Here is a 20,820-nt window from a genome sequence, read left to right on the forward strand (position 1 = left end):
CCGTCATCTCCGCGTCGCAAAACCGTCGGCGGGGAGTCAACAAACTGTAAGCTGGAAGTTAAGGAGCGCAGGCACCTTCCGTCGCGATTCGACGAAGGTTTCTGAATGGCAACGCTCCGCGCTTCGCGCGCATGGACCCGGCGGCAATTCCTGGTCCGCTCGACTTCAAGCCTGGCGGTTGCCTCACTCGGCACCCTCGCAACCCCGTATCTCAGCCGCGCCGCCGACCGTCCGCAGGTCGCCGGCGGGATTCAGTCCGGCGACGTCTGCGATGGCTCCGCCGTGGTCTGGGCGCGCGCGGACCGGGCCGCACGGATGCATGTGGAGTGCTCGACCATCGAGAGTTTCAAGACCATCATTGCGTCGGCTTCGCGCGATGCGCTGGCGGATGGCGATTTCACCGCAAAGCTGCTGCTGAACGATCTGCCGCCGGGACAGGACGTCTTCTACCGCGTCCGCTTCGACGATATCGCAACCGGCCTTCGCGGCGAAAGCCGCATCGGCCATTTCCGCACTGCGCCGGCCGCCGGCCGGTCGATCTCGTTCGTGTGGTCCGGCGACGTCGCGGGCCAGGGCTGGGGCATCGACATCGCGCGCGGCGGCTATCGCGGCTATCGCACCATGCTCGACAACCGCCCCGATTTCTTCATCCATTCCGGCGATCACATCTACGCCGACTGCACGATTCCGTCAGAGCAGAAGCTGCCGAACGGCGAGACCTGGCGCAACCTCGTGATCGAGGAAAAGTCCGAAGTCGCGCACACGCTGGCGCAGTTTCGCGGCAATTACAAATACAACCATCTCGACGAGAACTTTCGCGCCTTCCACGAGGAAGTGCCGATGCTCGCGCAATGGGACGACCACGAGGTCACCAACGACTGGTCGCCGACCGGCAGCTACGATCACGCAGGCTTTGAAGATGACGGCACCCCGCGCCTGGTCGCGCGCGCCCGCCGTGCCTTCTTCGACTTCATGCCGATCCGCGATATCGGCGCGCAGCAGGGACGGGTTTATCGAAAGATTGCCTACGGCCCGCTGCTCGACATCTTCATGATCGACATGCGCAGCTATCGCGACGATAACTGGAACAAGGGCAGCGAGCGGCGCGGCTGGATCTTTGGTGCCGAACAGCTCGCCTGGCTGAAGCGCGAGCTTGCCGCCTCGCGCGCGACCTGGAAGGTGATCGCGGCCGACCTGCCGATCGGTCTGATCAGCCTGGATGCCGTCGCGCTCGGCGACGGGCCGCCCGATCGGCGGGAGCACGAGATCGCCGATCTTCTCAGCTCCGTCAAGCGCGCCGGTGTGCGCAACATCGTCTGGCTCACCGCCGACATGCATTACACCGCCGCGCATCATTATGATCCGAACAGGGCGCAATTCCAGGAATTTGAGCCGTTCTGGGAGTTCGTCTCCGGCCCGCTGCATGCCGGGACCTGGGGCCCGGCCGAGCTCGACAACACCTTTGGACCCGTCGCGATGTACCAGAACGGCTGCAGCGCGGCGCAGGGTGAAAATCTGGCGCCTTGTTTCGGCCTGCAATTCTTTGGCCGTGTCGACATCGACGGCCGCAGCGGCGTCATGACGGTGACTTTGAAGGACGTCGATAACCGCAGCCTCTGGTCGGTCGACATCGCGCCGCAGCCGCAAGCGCGACCGGCCATGGTGGCGCAGCATTCGTAGGTCGCTAACCCGATCTTGATTGGCCGCGCCGCCCTCGTCGGGCTATGCTGCTTGCTCCCGCCATCTCTTTTCCATCACCGAAAGATCTGCTCACGCGGCCTCGCCGCGCGGCCGGCGGGATGCAATACCTCAGGAGCCTGTTCATGGACAATCTGAAGACCCAGGGCATCAGCATGCCCAAGCTCGGCCTCGGCACTTTTCGCATGCAGGGCGATGCCTGCCGCGCCGCGGTCGAGAGCGCGCTATCGATCGGCTATCGCCACATCGACACCGCGGAGATGTATGCCAATGAGGAGCCGATCGGATCGGCCATCGCCGCGTCCCGCCTGCCGCGTGGCGAGCTTCACGTCACGACCAAGGTCTGGCACGAGAACCTCACGCCTGACGCGATCCGGCGCGCCTTCGACGCCAGCCTGAACAAGCTCCGGCTCGACCATGTCGACCTCTATCTCGTGCACTGGCCCTCAAAATCCGCGAACTGGGGCGCGGTGTTCGAGACCTTGATCAAGCTGAAGGAGGAGGGCCGCACGCGCGCCATCGGCGTCGCCAATTTCACCACGGCGCTGCTCAAGATCGCGGTCGAGGACGTCAAGGCGCCGATCGCCTGCAACCAGGTCGAATATCACGCCATGCTCGATCAATCGAAGGTGCTGGCCTATCTCACGGCGAAATCGATCCCGCTCGTCGCGTATTGTCCGCTGGCGCAGGGGCGGGTTGCCTCGGATCCTGTGCTGGCCGAGATCGGCGCCAGGCACAACGCGACCGCCGCGCAGGTCGCGCTGAAATGGCTGCTCGACCAGGACGGTGTCGCCGCGATCCCGAAGGCCTCGCGCCGCGAGAGCCAGCAGGCCAACCTCGATGCGCTGAAGATCACGCTCGACGATGCCGACCGCAAGAAGATCGCCGCGTTGCCGAAGGACAGGCGTTGCGTCAATCCAGGCTTCGCGCCGGCGTGGGATTAGCTCGCGTGCTTGGGCAATAGAAATGGCCCCGTGAGGGGCCATTTTCATTCGCGTTGCGCATTAGTCCCAGTGATGATGGCGGTGGCTGCGCTTGATCACCACGACCTTGTCGCGATGGTGACGCCAGCCGCGATGCCAGCCATGGTCGCGATGCTCGCGGAATTCGGCGCGGGCGCCGTACGGGCCGTGATGATGATGGTGATAGCCGCGCTTGATCACCACCGTCTCGGCGCTTGCCAGCGTCGGCGCCGCGATCACAAGCGCGCCCACGGCCGCAACCACATAACCAAGCTTCTTCATGATGTCCTCCTCCAATCGAATGCCAATCTAAACCGGGCATTCACGCGAACGTTCCGGGAGAATCGCAGGAGAATTCTGAACAGCTGTTCAGGTGACTAATCGCAACGTTGTTGCGTTGGCGTCGGTGCGCCCGTCGCGACGTACTTGCCGTCCCGGATCGTGTACTCGCCGCGTTCGCTGCGATTGTAGATCGCGCGCAGACTGCCGTCCTTCAGGAGCACCAGCCCGAACTCACGCGCCTGGTGCAGCGAGGGGAAGTACACCATCACATTGAGCAGACCCTCGGCGCCGACCGTGGCCGACACCACCTCGTTCTCGTCCTTGGCGTCGCCGAAATTGCGCCGGTACATCACCCGGCCGTCCTTCTGGATCTCGTAGGTCAGCAGCGCGCCCTTGTCGCGGTCGGGCTTCGCTGCGCAGTCGACCGCCCATGAGCCGAGCAGGCCCCATTGCTCGATCGTCGCGGCCAGCGTCTCGGCACTGGCCGCAGGCGCGATCGCCGCCCACAGCAGCGCAGCCGCGATCCAGCGGCTCAAACAACGCGTCATGTCCTAGAGAACCCCGCCTCGAAGAATTCCAAAGTGTAGCATCCCGCCCGCTTCCGTCCATGGCGGCCGCCGATCACTCGCGAATTTGATCCGCGTCAATGAGCCCGGTCTTTTCCGGGGTAGGATGGCGTTTCCCGAAGGCCAACCTGGATACACCAATGCTGAATCAAGTCATGGATTTTGCGGGCGAAGTGCTGCCGGGGAGCTGTGCCGTGCCGCCTTATTCCGAGACCGAGTTTCTGACCGAGCTGGGCGATCGCCTGCGGTCCTCGCGCATGCGCTGCGACCTGTCGCGCCGCGAGCTGGCCCGCCGTTCCGGGATTTCCGAGCGCTATATCGCCCAGATCGAGGCCGGCAAGGGCAACGTCTCGATCGTGCTTTTGCTGCGGCTTGCCTCCGCAATCCACGGCAGTCAGCCCCAGGCGGCCTGACGCTTCGAGGGGACCGCCATGGGGCAGCTCGTACTCGCCGCCAAGGTCACCCACGTTCCATCGTTGATGCTGTCGGAGCAACCCGGCAGCCCGTTGCGTGCCGCGCGCGAGCCGGCGGTCAGGTCCCTGCGCGAACTCGGCCGGCGGGCGAAAGAGCGCGGCGTCACCTGCTTCGTGGTGTTCGACACCCACTGGCTCTCCAATTTCGGCTACCACATCAATGCCAATGCGAGGCATCGCGGCTCGTTCACGAGCCACGAGGCGCCGCAGATGATCCAGGATCTGCGCTACGATCTGCCGGGTGATTCGCCCCTGGCGGAGGCCATCGCTGATAGGGCCGGAGAGGCGGGCCTGAACGTGATCGCCCATCAGGTGGCGAGCCTCGGGCTCGAATACGGCACGATCGTGCCGATGCACTACATGAACCCGGACGGCTTTGCGAAGGTCGTCTCGGTCGCCTCGCCGCTGTTCACCTCGTTCGAGGAGAGCCGGGTCCTCGGCGAAGCGACCCGCCGGGCGATCGATGCATCCGGCGAGCGGGTCGCCGTCCTCGCCAGCGGCTCGCTCTCGCACCGGCTCTGGCCGAACAAGAAGCTCGGCCCGGAGGCGTGGACCTCGGTCGCCAGCGAGTTCAACCGCCAGGTCGATTTGCGCGTGCTCGAGCTGTGGCAGAGCCGCCGCTACCGCGAATTCCTCGACATGCTTCCGGACTACGCCACCAAGTGCAACGGTGAAGGCGGCATGGCCGACACCATCATGCTGTTCGCCGCGCTAGGCTGGCACGACTATCGCGGCGCCGCTGAGCAGCTGTGTGACTATTTCCCGTCCTCCGGCTCCGGCCAGGTCAACGTGGAATTTCACGTCGAGGCGTAAGGCGGCGGCCTCAGGCCCGTTTCTCCACATTGGCGCTGCGGGCCGGCACTCCGAATTCCTTGCGGCAGACCTCGGCCAGCACGGCGACGCCCTCGCGGATCTGCTGGTGCGTGGGGCTTGCGAAGCACAGCCTGAGCCGCGAGCTGGAACGGGCCTTGTTGGTCGACCATTCCGGTCCCGGATTGATCGAGACGCCGGCGGCGAGCGCGGCCTGATACAGCTTCAACGTATCGACCTGCTCGGGTAGCTTCACCCAGAGGAAGATTCCTCCCTTGGGCTCCTCGAATTCCGCCGCCGTCCCGAACTGCTCGTTCAGCGCCTCCATCAGCGTGTCGAGCTTGGTGCGCAGCGCCTTCGTCAAAGCCGGCACGTGGGTCGAAAAATGCGGCTTGCAATAGGTGGCGAGCACCATCTGCTCCAGCGCACCGGAGCCCGCGTCCGTCTTCAGCGCCAGCATCCGCGACATCACCTCCCAGGGCGCGACGATGAAGCCGACGCGCAGCGCCGGCGCGATCGATTTCGAGAACGAGCCGATATGGATTACGCCGCCGGTCGGGCTCATCGCGTAGATCGCCGGTGGCCGCTGCCCCGACCAGACCAGGTCGGCATAGCAATCGTCCTCGAAGATGGGCACGCCATATTCGGCCGCAAGCCGCACCAGCTCGGCGCGGCGGCTCTCGGGCATGATGCTGCCGGTCGGGTTCTGCACCGTCGGAATGGTGTAGATGTATTTCGGACGGATGCCACGGCTCTTCAGGTCGGCGAGCGTGGAGGCCAAGAGGTCCATCCGCATGCCGTCCTTGTCGAGGGGGACGCCGACCACGTTGACGCCGAGCCGCGCCAGGCGGGTCAGGGAGCCCTGATAGCTGTCCTGCTCGAAGATCACGGTATCGCCGCGGGTCAGCAGCGTCGCGTTGACGAGATCGAGCGCCTGCAGCGAGCCGGAGACGATCAGGAGATCGTCGACGGTGCAGGTGATGCCGGCATCGCGCTTGAGCTTCGTCACCAGGAATTCGCGCAGGGGCAGGTAACCCTGCGGCCCATGCGCCAGCCCGTAGGTGGCGAGCGAGCGGCCCTCGCGGCGCAGCACTGTGCTGGTCGCTTCGATCAGCTCGTCGAGCGGCACCTGCTCGGAATCGTTATTGCCGCCGACAAAACTGTATTTGGCAAGGCCCGTCCAGCGCGCGGAAGGGGCCGGCAGCCCTGCCGGAAACAGGGGCGCGAAATCGAAGCTGGACGTCATGGGGGCGTTCCTCGTTTTCTGTTCTTGTTGAGCCAGCCGGCGTTGCACCGGCCGCCTTACTTCTTGCCGGCGGTCCTGGTCGGACGGCGTTACTTCTTGGTCGCCGTCCTGGTCGGACGGCCTTGGCTGATGAAAGCGTAATGCGCATTGGCGATGCCGCCAACCATGAGGGCCTCGACCACGGGCTCGGCGATCTCGCCCGTGGCGGCCCAGTCGACCAGGAAATTGGCCCCGGTCCCGCCGCGCACGTCGTCGGTCGGAATGAAGATCGAGATCGTGGCCAGCGGTTTCAGGGCCACCTGATCCTTCAGGTAGGTCTCGACCTGCTTGCCTGCGGTGTCGAAATAGGCGATGCGTTTGATCACCAGCGGCTGGGTCTCGGAGGCGTTGTGAACACTCAGGGTCACCGAGAAGTCGACGCGCAGCTTGCCCTGGCTCATCGCCACGCTGGAGTAAGCGGGCACGTAGAACCCGCCGGAGACGGCAAGCTCTTCCTTCGGCATTGCGGCGAGGGAATCGGCAAAGTTCTGTTCGATATTGACCTTGGATTGTGCGGCCGCGGGCACGGCAAAGGCGAGGGGGCATAGCAGCATTGCTGCGAGCAACCCCTTTCGCATGTGACGAATTGCTCGCTTGCCGCGCCGCAACCCGTCTCTAGGGTGCGGCAAAACGGACCAATTTGGTATGCACGAGCTCATTCGCGACATCACTCTCTCTATCCTCTTTGCCTGGATGCTGGGCCTGCTCGCCCATTTCTCCCGGCAGCCGCTGATCCTGGCCTACCTTATCGCTGGCTTCTGCATAGGTCCATTCGGCGCCGGCTGGGTCCACTCGCAGGAATCGATCAGCGTCATCTCCGAGCTTGGCCTGATCTTCATGCTTTTCATGATCGGCCTGGAGATCGACCTGAAGAAGATCGTGCGGGCAGGGCGGGTGATCCTGTTCGCGGCGGGCAGCCAGCTGCTCGGCGGCTGCCTGCTCGGGCTCCTGTTCTTCGTCGGCATCGGCCTGGCGCTCGGCGGCGGGCACTTCGATGCGGTCTATCTCTGCGTCGCCTGCGCATTGTCGAGCACCGTCATTATCGTCAAGGTGCTCTACGAGAAGCGCGAGCTCGACACGTTGCCGGGGCGCATCACGCTCGGCGTGCTGGTGCTTCAGGACATCTTCGCCATCCTGTTCCTGGCGGTGCAGCCGAGCCTTGCCAATCTGCAGGCCGTCGTCATCCTGCTCTCGATCGGCCGCGTCGCGGTGCTGGTCGCCGCGGCGCTGCTGGTCAGCCGCTACGTGCTGCCGCGGCTGTTCCACCAGATCGCCCGGCGCCCCGAGCTGATCCTGCTCGGCGCGCTGGCCTGGTGCTTTCTCGTCGCCGAAACCGCCGAACGGCTGTCGCTGTCGCGCGAGATGGGCGCCCTGATCGCCGGCGTCTCGCTCTCGACCTTTCCCTACGCCCTCGACGTCACCGCCAAGGTCACCACGCTGCGCGACTTCTTCATCACCCTGTTCTTCGTCGCGCTCGGCATGACCATTCCCGTACCGGGTCTCTCCGTGATCGGGCTGGCGCTGATGATCGCGGCGTTCACGGTGGTGAGCCGCCTCCTCACCACCTTCACGCCGCTCTACCTGATGAAGCAGGGCCTGCGCGCCAGCCTGTTGCCGGCCCTCAACCTCGCGCAGATCTCCGAGTTCTCGCTGGTGGTGATCCAGACCGGCGTCGCCGATCACCACATCGCAGCCGAGACGGCGAACGCCGCCTCCTTCGCCTTCGTGGTGCTGGCGGTGCTCTCGACCTTCGCGATGAGCCGCAGCGACGAGATCACCCGCTGGGCGATCGGCCCCTTGAAGCGGATCGGCCTGCGCGACCTCGATCACGGCAGCGGCCATGCCGAGGACGGGCACGAGGGCGGCCATGGCGAGGCCCGCCGCGTCGTCATCCTCGGTTTTTTCCGTGCCGCGAGCGCGCTGCTGGCCGAGATCGAGCGGCAGGCGCCGGTGCTGCTGGAGCAGATCACGGTGGTCGACTTCAACCCCAATGTGTACCAGACCCTGCTGTCGCGCGGCCTGCACGTGATCTATGGCGACATCAGCAATGTCGATACGCTGCTCCATGCCGGCATCGGCAAGTCCGAGATGATCATCCTCAGCGTGCCGGATTCGCTGCTGAAGGGTGCCACCAACGAGAAGCTGGTCCGCCACGTCCGCGCGCTCAATCCGACCGCCCTGATCGTCGCCACGGCCGACCTCCTGGCCGACGTCGGCGCCCTCTACGAGGCCGGCGCCAGCTACGTCACCGTGACCCGGCTCAGCGACGCCCATGAGTTGTTTACCGTGATCGAAGCCGCCCAGGCCGGCCTGCTCGCCGAAAAGCGTGCCGAACTCGATCAGCGGCTCGGCGAGCGGCGCGAGGTGCTGCCTTGACGGCATCCGGCCGCCTTCCTCTCCGGCTGTCTGCGCCTATATCCTGGTATCTTCGGTGCAAGCCGGCCTTCGATGGGCCCGCCGCCCGGAATATGCGGTTGCGTCCAGGACACTAGCGCCCCGGCCCAAGTCCGGCTAAGCCTCCCGGCATAACCGATAGAGATTGGGAAATGCCCGATAGCATTCAGGAAGTCTTGCAGGCCTTTGCCCGGGGGGAGCTCGTCGTCGTCACCGACGACGAGGACCGCGAGGGCGAGGGCGATCTGATCGTCGCCGCCTCGCTCTGCACCGCCGAGAAGATGGCGTTCATCATCCGCCACACCTCCGGCATTGTCTGCGCGCCTGTGACCGGCGATGACGCGCGCCGCCTGCGGCTCGATCCGATGGTGGCCCATAACGATTCCGCGCACACCACCGCCTTCACGGTGTCGATCGACTACAAGCCCGATGGCGGCACCGGCATCTCCGCCGAGGAACGCGCCTCCTGCTGCCGTGCGCTGGCCAATCCCAATGTCGGCGCCAACGATTTCGCCCGGCCCGGTCACATCTTCCCGCTGATCGCCAAGGACGGCGGCGTGCTCTTGCGCTCCGGCCATACCGAGGCCGCGGTCGATCTCTGCAAGCTCTCCGGCCTGCCGCCGGTCGGCGTCATCAGCGAATTGATGAACGACGACGGCAGCGTGATGAAGGGCGAGCAGGTCGCGCAGTTCGCGGCCAGGCACAAGCTGAAGCACGTCACCATTGCGGACATGATCGCCTACCGCCAGGCGCGCGAAAAACTGATCGAGCGGGTCTCGACCTTCGTTACCGAAAGCCCGATTGGACCCTTGCAGGGCTATGCCTACCGCTCGCCGTTCGATTCCATCGCCCATGTCGCCTTCGTCTATAACGGCGTCGGCGACGGCAAGAACGTGCTGACGCGCTTCCACAAGCCGAACATCGTCAAGGACACCTTCACCGGTCACAAGCGCATGGCGGCCGTGCTCGAGCATTTCAAGAAATCCGGCCGCGGCGTGCTGGTTTACTTGCGCGATGGCGCGGCCGGCGTCCCCGTGGCGCCGTTGTCGGACGAGTCGTCGACGGAGGCCGACCGCAACCGCCAGTGGCGCGAGGTCGGCGTCGGTGCGCAGATCCTGCGCGATCTCGGCGTCACCTCCATCCGGCATCTCACCTCCTCGGTGCACGACTACAAGGGCCTGTCGGGCTTCGGCATCGAGATCGTCGCCAACGAGCTGCTCGAGAGTTGACACGCGGTGTCATTCCGGGATGGCGCTGAAGGCGCCAGACCCGGAATCTCGATGTTGTAGAAACGAGATTCCGGGTTCGGCGCTCCGGACCGTGCTTACGCGGTCCCGTCGCGTAGCCCCGGAATGACCGAAACCAGGACGCAATTGCACTTGTTGCCGCGGCGCTTTAGTTTGTCGGGCAATTGTTGACGGAACCAGACGCGAAAGGACGTTTCATGAGCGTGCGCCCTCAGGCCAAGGACAAGCCGGCTGCGGCTTCTTTCCAGTGGGACGATCCGTTCCTGCTCGACGAGCAACTCACCGAAGACGAGCGCATGGTGCGCGACACCGCCCGCGCCTACGCCCAGGACAAGCTGCTGCCGCGCGTCGCCAAGGCCTATCTCGAAGAGAAGACCGACCGCGAGATCTTCAACGAGATGGGCGAACTCGGCCTGATCGGCATCACGCTGCCTGAGGAATATGGCTGCGCCAACGCGAGCTACGTGGCTTACGGCCTCGTCGCGCGCGAGATCGAGCGGGTCGATTCCGGCTACCGCTCGATGAACTCGGTGCAGTCCTCGCTGGTGATGTACCCGATCTACGCCTATGGCGACGAGAACCAGCGCAAGAAGTACCTGCCGAAGCTCGCCAGCGGCGAGTGGGTCGGCTGCTTCGGCCTGACCGAGCCGGACGCGGGCTCCGATCCCGCCGGCATGAAGACGCGCGCCGAGAAGGTCTCGGACGGCTATCGCCTCACCGGCAGCAAGATGTGGATTTCGAACGCGCCGATCGCCGACGTGTTCGTGGTCTGGGCCAAGTCGGCCGCGCACGACAACCAGATCCGCGGCTTCGTGCTGGAGAAGGGCATGAAGGGCCTCTCCGCGCCGAAGATCGGCGGCAAGCTCTCGCTTCGCGCCTCCATCACCGGCGAGGTCGTGATGGATGGCGTCGTGGTTCCGGAAGACGCGCTGCTGCCCAACGTCTCGGGCCTGAAGGGCCCGTTCGGCTGCCTCAACCGCGCCCGCTACGGCATATCCTGGGGCGCGCTCGGCGCGGCCGAGGACTGCATGCATCGCGCCCGCCAGTACACGCTCGACCGCAAGCAGTTCGGTAAGCCGCTCGCCGCAACCCAGCTCGTGCAGAAGAAGCTCGCGGACATGGAGACCGAGATCGCGCTGGGTCTTCAGGGCTCGCTTCGCGTCGGCCGCCTGATGGACGAGGGCAAGTTCGCGCCCGAGATGATCTCGATCATGAAGCGCAACAATTGCGGCAAGGCCCTCGACATCGCCCGCACCGCCCGCGACATGCACGGCGGCAACGGCATCTCGATCGAATACCACGTCATGCGCCACGTCCAGAACCTCGAGACGGTCAACACCTACGAGGGCACCCACGACGTCCACGCCCTGATCCTGGGCCGCGCCATCACGGGCATTCAGGCGTTTTTCTGAGCGGAAGCGTGAGGCACGAGAACTCTCCAACTGCGTCATGGCCGGGCGTGTCCCGGCCATCCACGTCTTAGGCCACGCGAAGAGCGTGGATGCCCGGCACAAGGCCGGGCATGACGAAGTCAGCAGGGAATGAGCAAGCCATGTCCGACAACGACGACGTCCCGTTCAACCGCAATTTTCCGCTGAAGCCCGGCATCGTCGAGGAAGTCCGACCCGGCGTGCGCCGCGTGCTCTGCAACAATCCGAGCCCGTTCACCTTCACCGGCACGGTCAGCTACATCGTCGGCCGAGGCAATGTCGCGATCATCGATCCAGGTCCGGACGATGAAGCGCATGCGGCTGCGCTGCTCGATGCCGTGCGCGGCGAGACGGTGAGCCATATCTTCGTCACCCACACCCATCGCGACCATTCGCCCAACACGGCGCGGATCAAGCAGGCGACGGGGGCGCCGGTCTACGCCGAAGGCCCGCACCGGGCCTCGCGCCCGCGTTTCGAGAGCGAGAAGCACAATCCGGAATCCGGCGCCGATCGCGATTTCGCACCGGACGTCAGCGTTGCACATGGCGACGTCGTCGAAGGAGACGGCTGGCGGCTCGAGGCCGTGGCGACGCCGGGACACACCGCCAATCATCTGGCCTTCGCCTGGCCGGAGCGGAAGTTCAACTTCGTCGGCGATCACGTGATGGGCTGGTCGACTTCGATCGTGGCGCCGCCCGACGGCTCGATGATCGACTACATGGCTTCGCTCGACCGGCTCGCCGCACGCGAGGAAGACCTCTATTTCTCGGGCCACGGCCCGGAGATTCCCGATGGCCAGCGCTTCGTGCGCTTCCTGATCCGGCACCGCAAGGCGCGTGAGGCCTCGATCCTGCACCGCCTCGCCAAGGGCGAGACCGACATCCCGACCATGGTCCGCGCGATCTATATCGGCATCGATCCCAGGTTGACGACGGCCGCCGGCTATTCCGTGCTGGCGCATCTGGAAGATCTGGTCGCCCGCGGCGTGGTCGCGACCGAGGGCGATCCCGTGATCGGCGGGACGTATCGGATGGCGAACGCCTGACTCGCTGTCATTCCGGGGCGCCGCGAAGCGGCGAGCCCGGAATCCATCGGGCCTCAGCGTTGGTGGATGAATGGATTCCGGGCTCGCGCTAACACGCGCCCCGGAATGACGGTGGGACTATTTCTTCACCGTCTTTGCCGGGGCCTTCGGCGGCGTCACCGGCGTCTTCTTCACCGGCTTGAGCGCGTCGGCATCGGCGGCGGTATTGAGATCGTCGATGAATTTCTTGATCCGCGCCGCGTTGCTGCCGAGATCGCTGTCGAAATTGCGCGAGGCCGAGCGGATATCGACGCGGGAATCATCGCCGTCCGCCACGAACCTCATCGAAATGTCCTCGCGGAAACCCATGATCGGCGTGCGCGCCACCGCCTCGATGCGGCCGATGCGGCGCGGCGGCTGCGGTGCACGCTCGTCGATGACGATCCATTTGCGCTTGTTGACGAGCTGGAGGGCGATCGCATAGGCGCGATCGACGGAAATCTCGAGCTCGACGGGCTCGACGTCGGGATAGAAGTGGCGCTGCTGCTCCGCCGAATAGAGGCCGGCATAGACCGCGGGATTGGTGCCCTCGCCGGTGCGCAGGCGTGCCAGCGCCTCGAAACGCGGCGGGTCGATCGGGTCGGTGGTGATGTCGTAGATCGCCGGCAGCTTGCGATATTGCAGGGCGAGATAGGCAGGATAGGCGAGGATCGCCCCGTCGATCAGGAAAGCGAGCAGGATGCGCGCCATGCCGCGCGAGCCGTTCTGCCAGATCGCGGCAAAGCCGGCGAGCCCGAACAGGATCGAGAGACCGGCGATCGCGAGCCCGCCCAAGAAGGTCGCAAGCGCCGGCTTCGGCTCCAGGAAATCGAAGCGGACGATGATGATCGACACCACCACCGCCACCACCGCGAACACGGCCAGATTGCGCGCCCAGCTCGCGAGGCTGGACACGGGCTCCGACTGATAGGGAGCGGAAAACCTGCGGGCCATCGAGTGAGCTCTGCCGGGGTTGGCGATGCCGGCCGATTTGGCGCGACGACGAGCCGTTGAGACCACGGCGCGGCGGCAAATTCAAGGGTTCCGCCATCCCTCTCGCCGTCATGGCCGGGCTTGTCCCGGCCATCCACGCCTATCTTTCTTCAGGTCAGAACGTGGATGCCCGGGCCTTCGCCTCGCCGAAGCGGCTTCGGCCGCGCAGGCGGGACAAGCCCGGGCATGACGGCCGTGGTGACTTACGCCGCCGCGTTCGGGAAGCGATAATCCTTGAACTGGTCGCGCAGCGCCGTCTTCAGGATCTTGCCGGTGGCCGTGTGCGGAATACCTTCGACGAAGGCGACGTCGTCGGGCATCCACCATTTGGCGATCTTGCCGTCCATGTACTTCAGGATCTCCTCGCGGGTGGCCTGCTGGCCCTGCTTGAGCTGCACGATCAGCAGCGGGCGCTCGTCCCATTTGGGGTGGAATACGCCGATCACGGCGGCTTCCGCCACCGCCGGATGGCCGACCGCGAGGTTTTCGAGGTCGATCGAGGAGATCCACTCGCCGCCGGACTTGATCACGTCCTTGGAGCGGTCGGTGATCCGCATGTAGCCGTCCTCGTCGATGGTCGAGACGTCGCCGGTGTCGAAGAAGCCTGCCTCGTCGAGGATGTTGCTGTCGACGCGGTAATAGGCCTTGGCCACGGCAGGCCCGGAGACCTTCAGCCGGCCGAAGGTCTTGCCGTCCCAGGGCAGCTCCTTGCCGGCATCGTCGGTGATCTTCATCTCGACACCGAAGGGTGCATAGCCCTGCATCTGGAGCACGTCGAGCTTGGCATCGCCGGTGGCGTTGTGGAACGGCGGCTTCAGCGCCGCGACGCTGCCGATCGGGCTCATCTCGGTCATGCCCCAGGCGTGGCGCACGTTCGAGCCCATGTCGAGGAAGGCCTTGATCATCGAGCGCGGCATCGCCGAGCCGCCGCAGATCACCATCTTCAGATCCGGCAGCTTGAGATTATTGGCGGACATGTGCTGGAGCAGCATCAGCCACACCGTCGGCACGCCGGCGGTGTGCGTCACCTTCTCGGTCGAGAGCAGCTCATAGACCGAGGCGCCGTCGAGCTTGGCGCCGGGCATGACCAGCTTGGTGCCCTGCGAAGGCGCGGAGAAGGCGATGCCCCAGCTGTTGGCGTGGAACAGCGGGACCACCGGCAGCATTGTCTCGGACGCACTCGTGCCGAGGGCGTCGACATTGTTGGCCATCAGCGCGTGCAGCACGTTGGAGCGATGCGAATACAGCACACCCTTGGGATCACCGGTGGTGCCGGAGGTGTAACACATCGCGGCTGCCGTGTTCTCGTCAAAGTCCTTCCATTTGAATTTGCCGTCCGCCTGCGCGATCCAGTCCTCGTAGGCGATCACGTTCTTCAGCGTGGTCTCAGGCATGTGCGCCTTGTCGGTGAGCACGACGTAGCGCTCCACGCTCGGCAGCTTGTCGGCGATCTTCTCCAGGATCGGAATGAAGGTGAGGTCGGTCATCACGATGCGGTCTTCCGCATGGTTGATGATCCAGGCGATCTGCTCGGGGAAAAGGCGGGGATTGACGGTATGGCAGATGGCACCGATCCCCATGATGCCGTACCACACCTCGAGATGGCGCCAGGTGTTCCAGGCGATGGTCGCGACACGGTCTCCGAGCTTGATGCCGTCGTGCTCCAGCATCTGCGAGACCTTGAGCGCGCGCTTGTGGATCTCGGCGTAAGTGGTGCGATGGATCGGTCCCTCGACCGAGCGTGTGACCACCTCCTGCTTGCCATGAATTTTGGCGGCGTGTTCGATGATCCGGTGGCAGAGCAGGGGCCAATCTTGCATCAAACCAAGCATTCCGACGTTCCTCCGAGAAGTCGCTGGGCGCGTTGTCGCTCTCAGCGTTGGGCCAAAGATTGCCATGACTTTTAGCCTGCCGGACTTTCGCCGCAAATGGTCTTGTCGCGGCTATATGTCCGCTGGCGCGGCAATAGTTACCGCTGCGCTCGGGCTATCCCTTGTGCTCGTCGACCGGGCAGAGGCGCGAAGGCAGACATCCCCCCTGGATATCTTCGGTATCGCCGCACCCCGGCCGCGTCCGGCGGTTCATTCCGCCAGGATTCCGCTGCCGAGACCGCGCCCCGAGGAGGCTCCCAAAGCGCCGGAAGCGGCGCCGGCGGAGGTCGAGGATAAACCTTCCCGGGACCGGCCGTCTCCCGACAAGCCGGAAGCCGACAAGCCCGCAGAGGCCGCGGCGCCGCCCGAGAAGCAGGCCTCGGCCTGCCGTCTCGCGCTGACCGAGGAGATCGCGATCGCGCCCTCCATTCCGGATATCCGCGGCCCCGGCGCCTGCGGCGGCGAGGATCTGGTGCGGCTGGAAGCCGTCGTGCTGCCGGACAAGCGCAAGGTGACGGTCAAGCCGGCGGCGATCCTTCGCTGCACCATGGCGTCCGCGATCGCCGATTGGCTGCGCAAGGACATGGTGCCGTTGGCCAGCAGCCTCGGCTCGACCATCAGCGACCTCGATAATTTCGATTCCTTCGAGTGCCGCGGCCGCAACCGCGTCGCCGGCGCGCTGCTTTCGGAGCACGGCAAGGCCAACGCCATCGACGTGCGCGCCATCAAGCTGGCCAACGGGCAGTCGATCGGACTCACCGACCGTACCATGCCGCGCGACGTGCGCGAACGCGTGCTGCACTCGGTCTGCGCGCGGTTTTCCACCGTGCTCGGCCCGGGCTCGGACTGGTACCACGAGGACCATATCCATCTCGACCTGGCGCAGCGGCGCAACGGTTACCGGATTTGCCAGTGGAATGTCTGGGATCCGCTGCCACAGGTCGCCCCGCTGCTGCCGGCGGAACGTCCCGAGGAAGCGCCGCCGCGCGAGGTCGCGGCCAAGCCTGAGGCCAAGCCCGAGGTCAAGCCTGATGCACGGGAAGGCGATGACGAGGAGGCGGCGGAGAAGGCTCCAGCGCCTGCGGAGAAGTCGGCGGCCAAGGGCGGCAAATCCCGGCCGCACAAGCCGGCAACAAAAAAGCGCCGGTGAAGCCGGCGCTTTTGGATGTCAGGAAGATCAGGCGGCGATCAGTAGCTGCCCGGCTGGTTGCCGCCAAGCGCAAGCCGCGAGTTGTAGGGCGAGTCGCCGTGCTTCGGCTCAAGCACCACGACGAGGGTGCCGACCTTGACGCGATCATAGAGATCGATCGCGTCCTCGTTGGTCAGGCGGATGCAGCCTGACGAGATCGAGGCGCCGATATATTCCGGCTGGTTGGTGCCGTGGATGCGGAACAGCGTGTCCTTGCCGCCCGAGTAGAGATACAGCGCGCGGGAGCCCATCGGGTTGTCCGGGCCGGGGGCGACATAGGTCGGCACGCCCAGGCGCGAGATTTCGCCGGGGGTGGGGTGCCAGGCCGGCCACTCGGTCTTGCTGCCCACCTTGGCGATGCCCGACCAAGCCATGGCCTCTTCGCCAACGGTGATGCCGTAGCGGATCGCCTTGCCGCCCTCCAGCACGTAATAGAGATAATGGTTGTCGGAATCGACCACGATCGAGCCCGGCGATTCCTTGCGGTGGTACTCGACGATGGCGCGGCGGAACGGCTCCGCGACCGGGGCATTCTCGTATTTGACCTTGGCGAGGAGTTCCTTGTCCTTCGGCTTGAAGGCCTTGGTGTCGGTCGCCTCATAGCGAGTGGCCTGCATGCAGCCCGACAGCATCAGGCCAGCGGCCAAAATCCCAAACATAACTTTCAGCGACGACATGGTTTGGTTCCAATCAAAACAATACCGTGCGGAATGCCTGAGCTTACCGCCCAAGTTCCTCGACTCCGTTAATCCCATTATCGTTGAAATCTGCCACAATTCCAGCACTGAAGCCCTTTTCCCGCGCTGCGAGAGCCCACCTGTGGCTTTTCTGCCGCAAATTTTGCGGCAACGTGCAGGTTTTGGGGCGAGAAATGGCAAGCTGTCGTTTCCGTGCCACAGTTGAGCCATGACGCGCCCCCAAATGCAAACGCATCCTTAATGCAGTTGTCATCGTGAATTGGCCAGAATCGCGCTAAGGGCTGTCATTCTGTCGCAGGTCCCCGGAGTCGTGCATGCTTTCGGTGTTTGTTCCCTCGGAGTCCGCCCTGAAGAAGGTCGTGATCGAGGATCTTTCCGCGTTGTCCGAAAGCGCGGTCTGGATCGATCTGGTCAATCCGAGCGCGGCTGAGGACAAGGCGGTGGAGCGGCTCGCGGGCATCGCCATCCCGACCCGGGAAGACATGCAGGAGATCGAGATCTCGAGCCGCCTCTATATCGAGAACGGCGGGCGCTACATGACCGCGACTCTGATGTGCCACTCCGATACCGACATGCCCAGGACCACGGCGGTGACCTTCATCCTCGCCGACCACCGCCTGGTGACGGTGCGCTACGATCTCCCCAAGCCCTTCGCGCTCGTCGAGGCCAAGCTCGCCCGCTCCTGTACGCCGTCCATCACCGGCGAGACGGTGCTGATGGAGCTGCTGGACGCCGTGATCGACCGCTGCGCCGACATCCTGGAGCGTTGCGGCGCCGAGATCGACCAGGTCAGCCACGACATCTTCGAGCCGGAGAGCACGCGCCACGGGCAGGCAAAGAGATATTCCCAGATCCTGATCTCGATCGGCCGCAAGGGCGACCTGACCTCGAAGGTTCGCGAGAGCCTTGTCTCGATCGGTCGCGTCGTGGCGTTCCTGTCCGCGGTCGTCGAGGGCGTGAAATGGTCAAAGGACATGCGCGAGCAGCTCAAGACCATGCAGCGCGACGTGGCCTCGCTGACCGACCACGCCTCCTATCTCTCCAACAAGATCACCTTCGTGCTCGACGCCATGCTCGGCGTCGTCAATCTCGAGCAGAACAACATCATCAAGCTGTTCTCGGTCATGGCGGTCGTCCTGATGCCGCCGACGCTGATCGCCTCCGTCTACGGCATGAACTTCAAGGTCATGCCGGAACTCGAATGGGTGCACGGCTATCCGATGGCGCTGGTGATGATGCTGATCGCCGCGATCGTCCCGTACTGGATCTTCAAATGGAAGAAGTGGCTCTGATCGCGTCGCGCGCTCGGAAGATAGCTACCGAGACCTTACGCCGGTCGCACAGACACGATGAATCGTGTCGCAGAATAGATCGGGATTGAGGCGTCACGGTGATGGGTGCATCGTGCCGCAATTCCTCCGGTAAAATTTGAGCGGTGGGCTGAACGTTTGCGCGAAACTTGTCTGCGATAAGTAGTGCGTAGCCGCGAGGAACCAGCCATGGTTGAAAAACACATAACGTCGCCCCGCAACGTCATCGATCTGGCAAACTATCGTCGGGCGATGACGGGCGGCAAGGCGTCGATGTCGGTGCGCATGTGCCGGCACTGTGGTGCTCCGCTGCTCGACGGTGAGAACGACGACGATTGCTCGACCGCATTCAGCTCGGCCGCTCCGCGGCCGCGCGACAGGTCACGTCGGATTCGAATCGATTGAGGGACGGAAGGCGAGGGCGATCCAGGTCTTGCGGCGGCGTTGTCTGGATCGCCTTGCTTCCCGAAACGCTGGTTCCAATTCCGTCATTGCGAGGAACTCCTGCGACGAAGCAATCCAGAGTCTTTCCACGGGAAGATTCTGGATTGCTTCGCTGCGCTCGCAATGACAGTGACGCCTACACGTGCTGGCCGCCGTTGATGTGGATCTCGGCGCCGTTGACGTAGGAGCTGGTGTCCGTGCACAGCACGTAGATGATCTTGGCGACCTCGTCGGGCGTGCCGAGGCGATGCAGCGGGATCTGCTGCTCGACGATCTTCTCGGTGCCCGGCGACAGGATCGAGGTGTCGATCTCGCCAGGCGCGATGGCGTTGACGCGCACGCCGATGCGGCCGAAATCGGAGGCCATCTCGCGCGTCAGGGATGCCAGGGCGGCCTTCGAGGTGGCGTAGGCGGCCCCTGCGAACGGATGCACGCGCGAGCCCGCGATCGAGGTGACGTTCACGACCGAGCCCTTGGCCGCCTTCAATTCCTCGATCAGCCCGCGCGCGATCATGATCGGCGCGAAGAAATTGACGTGAAAGACATGCGTCCAGGTCTCGAGGTCGGTATCCACCGAGCCGAGCCTCGAGCCGCCCGGGCCCTTCGGCGAGATCGCGGCGTTGTTGACCAGCGCATGCAGCATGCCGCCTTCGAGACGGTTGCGGATGTCGGAGATCGCGCGGGTCGTGTCCCTGGGATCGGCGAGGTCGACCTGGATGTGGTCCTCAGGACCCGCATCCCACGGGCAGTCCTCGGGGAAAGGATGCCGCGAGCAGGTGATGACGCGCCAGCCCGCCGAGGAGAAGCGGATCACGGTGGCGTGGCCGATGCCGCGGCTGGCTCCGGTCAGGAGCAGCGTGCGGCGCGGCGCATTGGACGAATGCGGCATGGACATCTTTCAGGTCGGCCCAAAGCTCGAGACAAGGGTCAAGATGAGGGTCAAGGATACATCCGCGTCTTGGACCACTTCTGGCCAGCCGCGTCACGACGAAATTCGATGCGGTCGTGCAAGCGGAACGGGCGGTCGTGCCAGAACTCGATCCGTGAGGGCGTGATGCGCCAGCCGCTCCAGCCCGGCGGGCGCGGCACTTCGCCGATGACGTATCTGGCTGCGACTTTCGCGATGGCTTGTTCGAAGGCGAAGCGGCTCTCCAGCGCCTCGGACTGCTTGCTCGCCCAGGCGCCGATCTGGGCCTGCTTGGGCCGGGTGGCGAAATAGGCGTCGGCTTCGGCGTCAGTCACCGGCGTCACGTTGCCGCGGATGCGGACCTGACGGCGCAGCGACTTCCAGTGAAAAAGTAACGCTGCCTTAGGATTTGCGGCGAGTTCGCGGCCCTTCTGGCTGGCGATGTGGCTGTAGAAGACGAAACCCGCGGTATCGAAGCCCTTCATCAGCACCATGCGCACGTCAGGGAGGCCGTCGGGATCGACGGTCGCGAGCGCCATGGCGTTCGGATCGTTCGGCTCGCTCTTGATCGCCTCGTTCAGCCAGCTCTCGAACAGCGCAAATGGCTCGTCGGCGGCGGTGAAATCACCGGATGTTAAGGGTGTCTGGTGTTTCATCGAGGTCGTGTCGGTCATGTCTGGAGTCCGAGTTGCGTCCCGCGGCCCAAAACGCGTTGTTGTCCGCTACCGCCCTATATAGGGCATGGGGACGCGTTGGCCTATCGGCGATCCGGCCGTCCGGCTTCGTCATGACGATCATTCTCATCGGGCTCGGGGCCGGGGGCTGCAGCTTTTCCCGCAACGACCAGAGTGCCTACGCCAAGGCCGACGACAGCGACCTCACCGGCTCGATCGCGCGACCGGCGAAGGACGCGCCGCCGACCGAGACCGATCTCGCCTTCGCCCGCAACGCCGCCACCGACGTCCTCAGCAAGGGCGACAAGGATTCCAGCCAGCATTGGGAGAATCCGGAGACCGGGGCGCGCGGCTCGGTGACGCCGATCGCGCAATCCTATGCCGCCGAGGACGGCCGCAGATGCCGCGATTTCCTGGCGAGCTACGTCAACGGGACGACCGAAAGCTGGCTCCAGGGCGCCGGCTGCCAAAGCAGCCGTGGCCGTTGGGAGATTCATACGCTAAAGCCGTGGCGGAGCTAGGA

21 protein-coding genes are annotated in these 20,820 nt (G+C 64.8%); 12 read left to right on the forward strand and 9 right to left on the reverse strand.

The window, feature by feature from the left end; translation table 11 throughout:
* The first annotated feature begins 105 nt into the window (after positions 1-105).
* Both E4K64_RS02985 and E4K64_RS02990 read left to right on the forward strand, forming a co-directional pair.
* Complete coding sequence (locus E4K64_RS02985; protein ID WP_135162112.1) at positions 106-1,680, forward strand: alkaline phosphatase D family protein; 1,575 nt, start codon at positions 106-108, stop codon at positions 1,678-1,680.
* Positions 1,681-1,823: 143 nt separating this feature from the next.
* The gene (locus tag E4K64_RS02990) at positions 1,824-2,642 is read left to right on the forward strand and encodes an aldo/keto reductase (RefSeq protein WP_135162113.1); all 819 of its coding nucleotides are present in this window, start codon (positions 1,824-1,826) and stop codon (positions 2,640-2,642) included.
* 60 nt (positions 2,643-2,702) lie between these two features.
* Here the strand turns inward: E4K64_RS02990 and E4K64_RS02995 are convergent, their stop codons facing one another.
* The gene (locus E4K64_RS02995; protein ID WP_135162114.1) at positions 2,703-2,942 is read right to left on the reverse strand and encodes a hypothetical protein; all 240 of its coding nucleotides are present in this window, start codon (positions 2,940-2,942) and stop codon (positions 2,703-2,705) included.
* Positions 2,943-3,037: 95 nt separating this feature from the next.
* On the reverse strand, positions 3,038-3,490 hold the full coding sequence (locus tag E4K64_RS03000) for a hypothetical protein (protein WP_135162115.1): 453 nt from the start codon (positions 3,488-3,490) through the stop codon (positions 3,038-3,040).
* A 158-nt stretch (positions 3,491-3,648) separates the two neighbouring features.
* Here E4K64_RS03000 and E4K64_RS03005 point away from each other — a divergent pair, with 158 nt between their 5' ends.
* Together E4K64_RS03005 and hpaD are read left to right on the forward strand one after the other, a co-directional pair.
* Positions 3,649-3,921 carry a helix-turn-helix domain-containing protein gene (locus E4K64_RS03005; protein WP_128916759.1) on the forward strand — a complete coding sequence of 91 codons (273 nt, stop codon included), beginning with the start codon at positions 3,649-3,651 and terminating at the stop codon, positions 3,919-3,921.
* Between the two features lie 18 nt (positions 3,922-3,939).
* Complete coding sequence (hpaD, locus tag E4K64_RS03010; protein WP_135162117.1) at positions 3,940-4,794, forward strand: 3,4-dihydroxyphenylacetate 2,3-dioxygenase; 855 nt, start codon at positions 3,940-3,942, stop codon at positions 4,792-4,794.
* 10 nt (positions 4,795-4,804) lie between these two features.
* On the opposite strand, the gene E4K64_RS03015 is transcribed toward hpaD, so the two are convergent.
* Positions 4,805-6,037, reverse strand: coding sequence for an aminotransferase-like domain-containing protein (locus E4K64_RS03015; protein ID WP_135162118.1), 1,233 nt, complete (start codon positions 6,035-6,037; stop codon positions 4,805-4,807).
* Positions 6,038-6,126: 89 nt separating this feature from the next.
* Positions 6,127-6,654: a DUF3124 domain-containing protein gene (locus tag E4K64_RS03020; RefSeq protein ID WP_167771783.1), complete on the reverse strand. Its 528-nt coding sequence runs from the start codon at positions 6,652-6,654 to the stop codon at positions 6,127-6,129.
* 67 nt (positions 6,655-6,721) lie between these two features.
* Here E4K64_RS03020 and E4K64_RS03025 point away from each other — a divergent pair, with 67 nt between their 5' ends.
* The 4 genes from E4K64_RS03025 (at position 6,722) to E4K64_RS03040 (ending at position 12,193) form a co-directional block, all read left to right on the forward strand.
* Positions 6,722-8,452 carry a cation:proton antiporter gene (locus E4K64_RS03025; RefSeq protein WP_135162120.1) on the forward strand — a complete coding sequence of 577 codons (1,731 nt, stop codon included), beginning with the start codon at positions 6,722-6,724 and terminating at the stop codon, positions 8,450-8,452.
* Positions 8,453-8,622: 170 nt separating this feature from the next.
* Positions 8,623-9,699, forward strand: coding sequence for a 3,4-dihydroxy-2-butanone-4-phosphate synthase (gene ribB, locus E4K64_RS03030; RefSeq protein ID WP_135162121.1), 1,077 nt, complete (start codon positions 8,623-8,625; stop codon positions 9,697-9,699).
* A gap of 215 nt (positions 9,700-9,914) precedes the next feature.
* Positions 9,915-11,129 carry an acyl-CoA dehydrogenase gene (locus E4K64_RS03035; RefSeq protein WP_126256685.1) on the forward strand — a complete coding sequence of 405 codons (1,215 nt, stop codon included), beginning with the start codon at positions 9,915-9,917 and terminating at the stop codon, positions 11,127-11,129.
* A 140-nt stretch (positions 11,130-11,269) separates the two neighbouring features.
* On the forward strand, positions 11,270-12,193 hold the full coding sequence (locus E4K64_RS03040) for an MBL fold metallo-hydrolase (protein WP_135162122.1): 924 nt from the start codon (positions 11,270-11,272) through the stop codon (positions 12,191-12,193).
* A 117-nt stretch (positions 12,194-12,310) separates the two neighbouring features.
* On the opposite strand, the gene E4K64_RS03045 is transcribed toward E4K64_RS03040, so the two are convergent.
* Both E4K64_RS03045 and E4K64_RS03050 read right to left on the reverse strand, forming a co-directional pair.
* A complete protein-coding gene (locus tag E4K64_RS03045; RefSeq protein ID WP_135162123.1) occupies positions 12,311-13,165 on the reverse strand; it encodes a DUF1499 domain-containing protein in 855 nt (284 codons plus the stop codon).
* Between the two features lie 242 nt (positions 13,166-13,407).
* Entirely contained in the window at positions 13,408-15,036 is a 1,629-nt protein-coding gene (locus tag E4K64_RS03050; protein ID WP_135162124.1) for a fatty-acid--CoA ligase, read from the reverse strand.
* A 64-nt stretch (positions 15,037-15,100) separates the two neighbouring features.
* Between E4K64_RS03050 and E4K64_RS03055 the strand changes: the two genes are divergently transcribed.
* Positions 15,101-16,225, forward strand: a complete 1,125-nt coding sequence (locus tag E4K64_RS03055) for an extensin family protein (protein ID WP_135162125.1) — start codon at positions 15,101-15,103, stop codon at positions 16,223-16,225.
* A gap of 38 nt (positions 16,226-16,263) precedes the next feature.
* Here E4K64_RS03055 and E4K64_RS03060 read toward each other — a convergent pair whose 3' ends face one another.
* Positions 16,264-16,941, reverse strand: coding sequence for a L,D-transpeptidase (locus E4K64_RS03060; protein ID WP_135162126.1), 678 nt, complete (start codon positions 16,939-16,941; stop codon positions 16,264-16,266).
* A 335-nt stretch (positions 16,942-17,276) separates the two neighbouring features.
* Here E4K64_RS03060 and E4K64_RS03065 point away from each other — a divergent pair, with 335 nt between their 5' ends.
* Both E4K64_RS03065 and E4K64_RS03070 read left to right on the forward strand, forming a co-directional pair.
* A complete protein-coding gene (locus tag E4K64_RS03065) occupies positions 17,277-18,254 on the forward strand; it encodes a magnesium transporter CorA family protein (RefSeq protein ID WP_135162127.1) in 978 nt (325 codons plus the stop codon).
* Positions 18,255-18,461: 207 nt separating this feature from the next.
* Complete coding sequence (locus tag E4K64_RS03070; protein ID WP_126256678.1) at positions 18,462-18,677, forward strand: hypothetical protein; 216 nt, start codon at positions 18,462-18,464, stop codon at positions 18,675-18,677.
* Between the two features lie 175 nt (positions 18,678-18,852).
* Here the strand turns inward: E4K64_RS03070 and E4K64_RS03075 are convergent, their stop codons facing one another.
* The gene (locus tag E4K64_RS03075) at positions 18,853-19,605 is read right to left on the reverse strand and encodes an SDR family NAD(P)-dependent oxidoreductase (protein WP_126256677.1); all 753 of its coding nucleotides are present in this window, start codon (positions 19,603-19,605) and stop codon (positions 18,853-18,855) included.
* A gap of 50 nt (positions 19,606-19,655) precedes the next feature.
* Positions 19,656-20,297 (reverse strand): pyridoxamine 5'-phosphate oxidase, encoded by a 642-nt coding sequence (gene pdxH, locus E4K64_RS03080; RefSeq protein WP_126256676.1) that lies wholly within the window; start codon positions 20,295-20,297, stop codon positions 19,656-19,658.
* Between the two features lie 113 nt (positions 20,298-20,410).
* Here pdxH and E4K64_RS03085 point away from each other — a divergent pair, with 113 nt between their 5' ends.
* Positions 20,411-20,818 (forward strand): RT0821/Lpp0805 family surface protein, encoded by a 408-nt coding sequence (locus tag E4K64_RS03085; protein WP_167771784.1) that lies wholly within the window; start codon positions 20,411-20,413, stop codon positions 20,816-20,818.
* Positions 20,819-20,820: the final 2 nt, after the last annotated feature.

Origin of the sequence: Bradyrhizobium frederickii (assembly GCF_004570865.1) — a bacterium.
Lineage (GTDB): Bacteria > Pseudomonadota > Alphaproteobacteria > Rhizobiales > Xanthobacteraceae > Bradyrhizobium > Bradyrhizobium frederickii.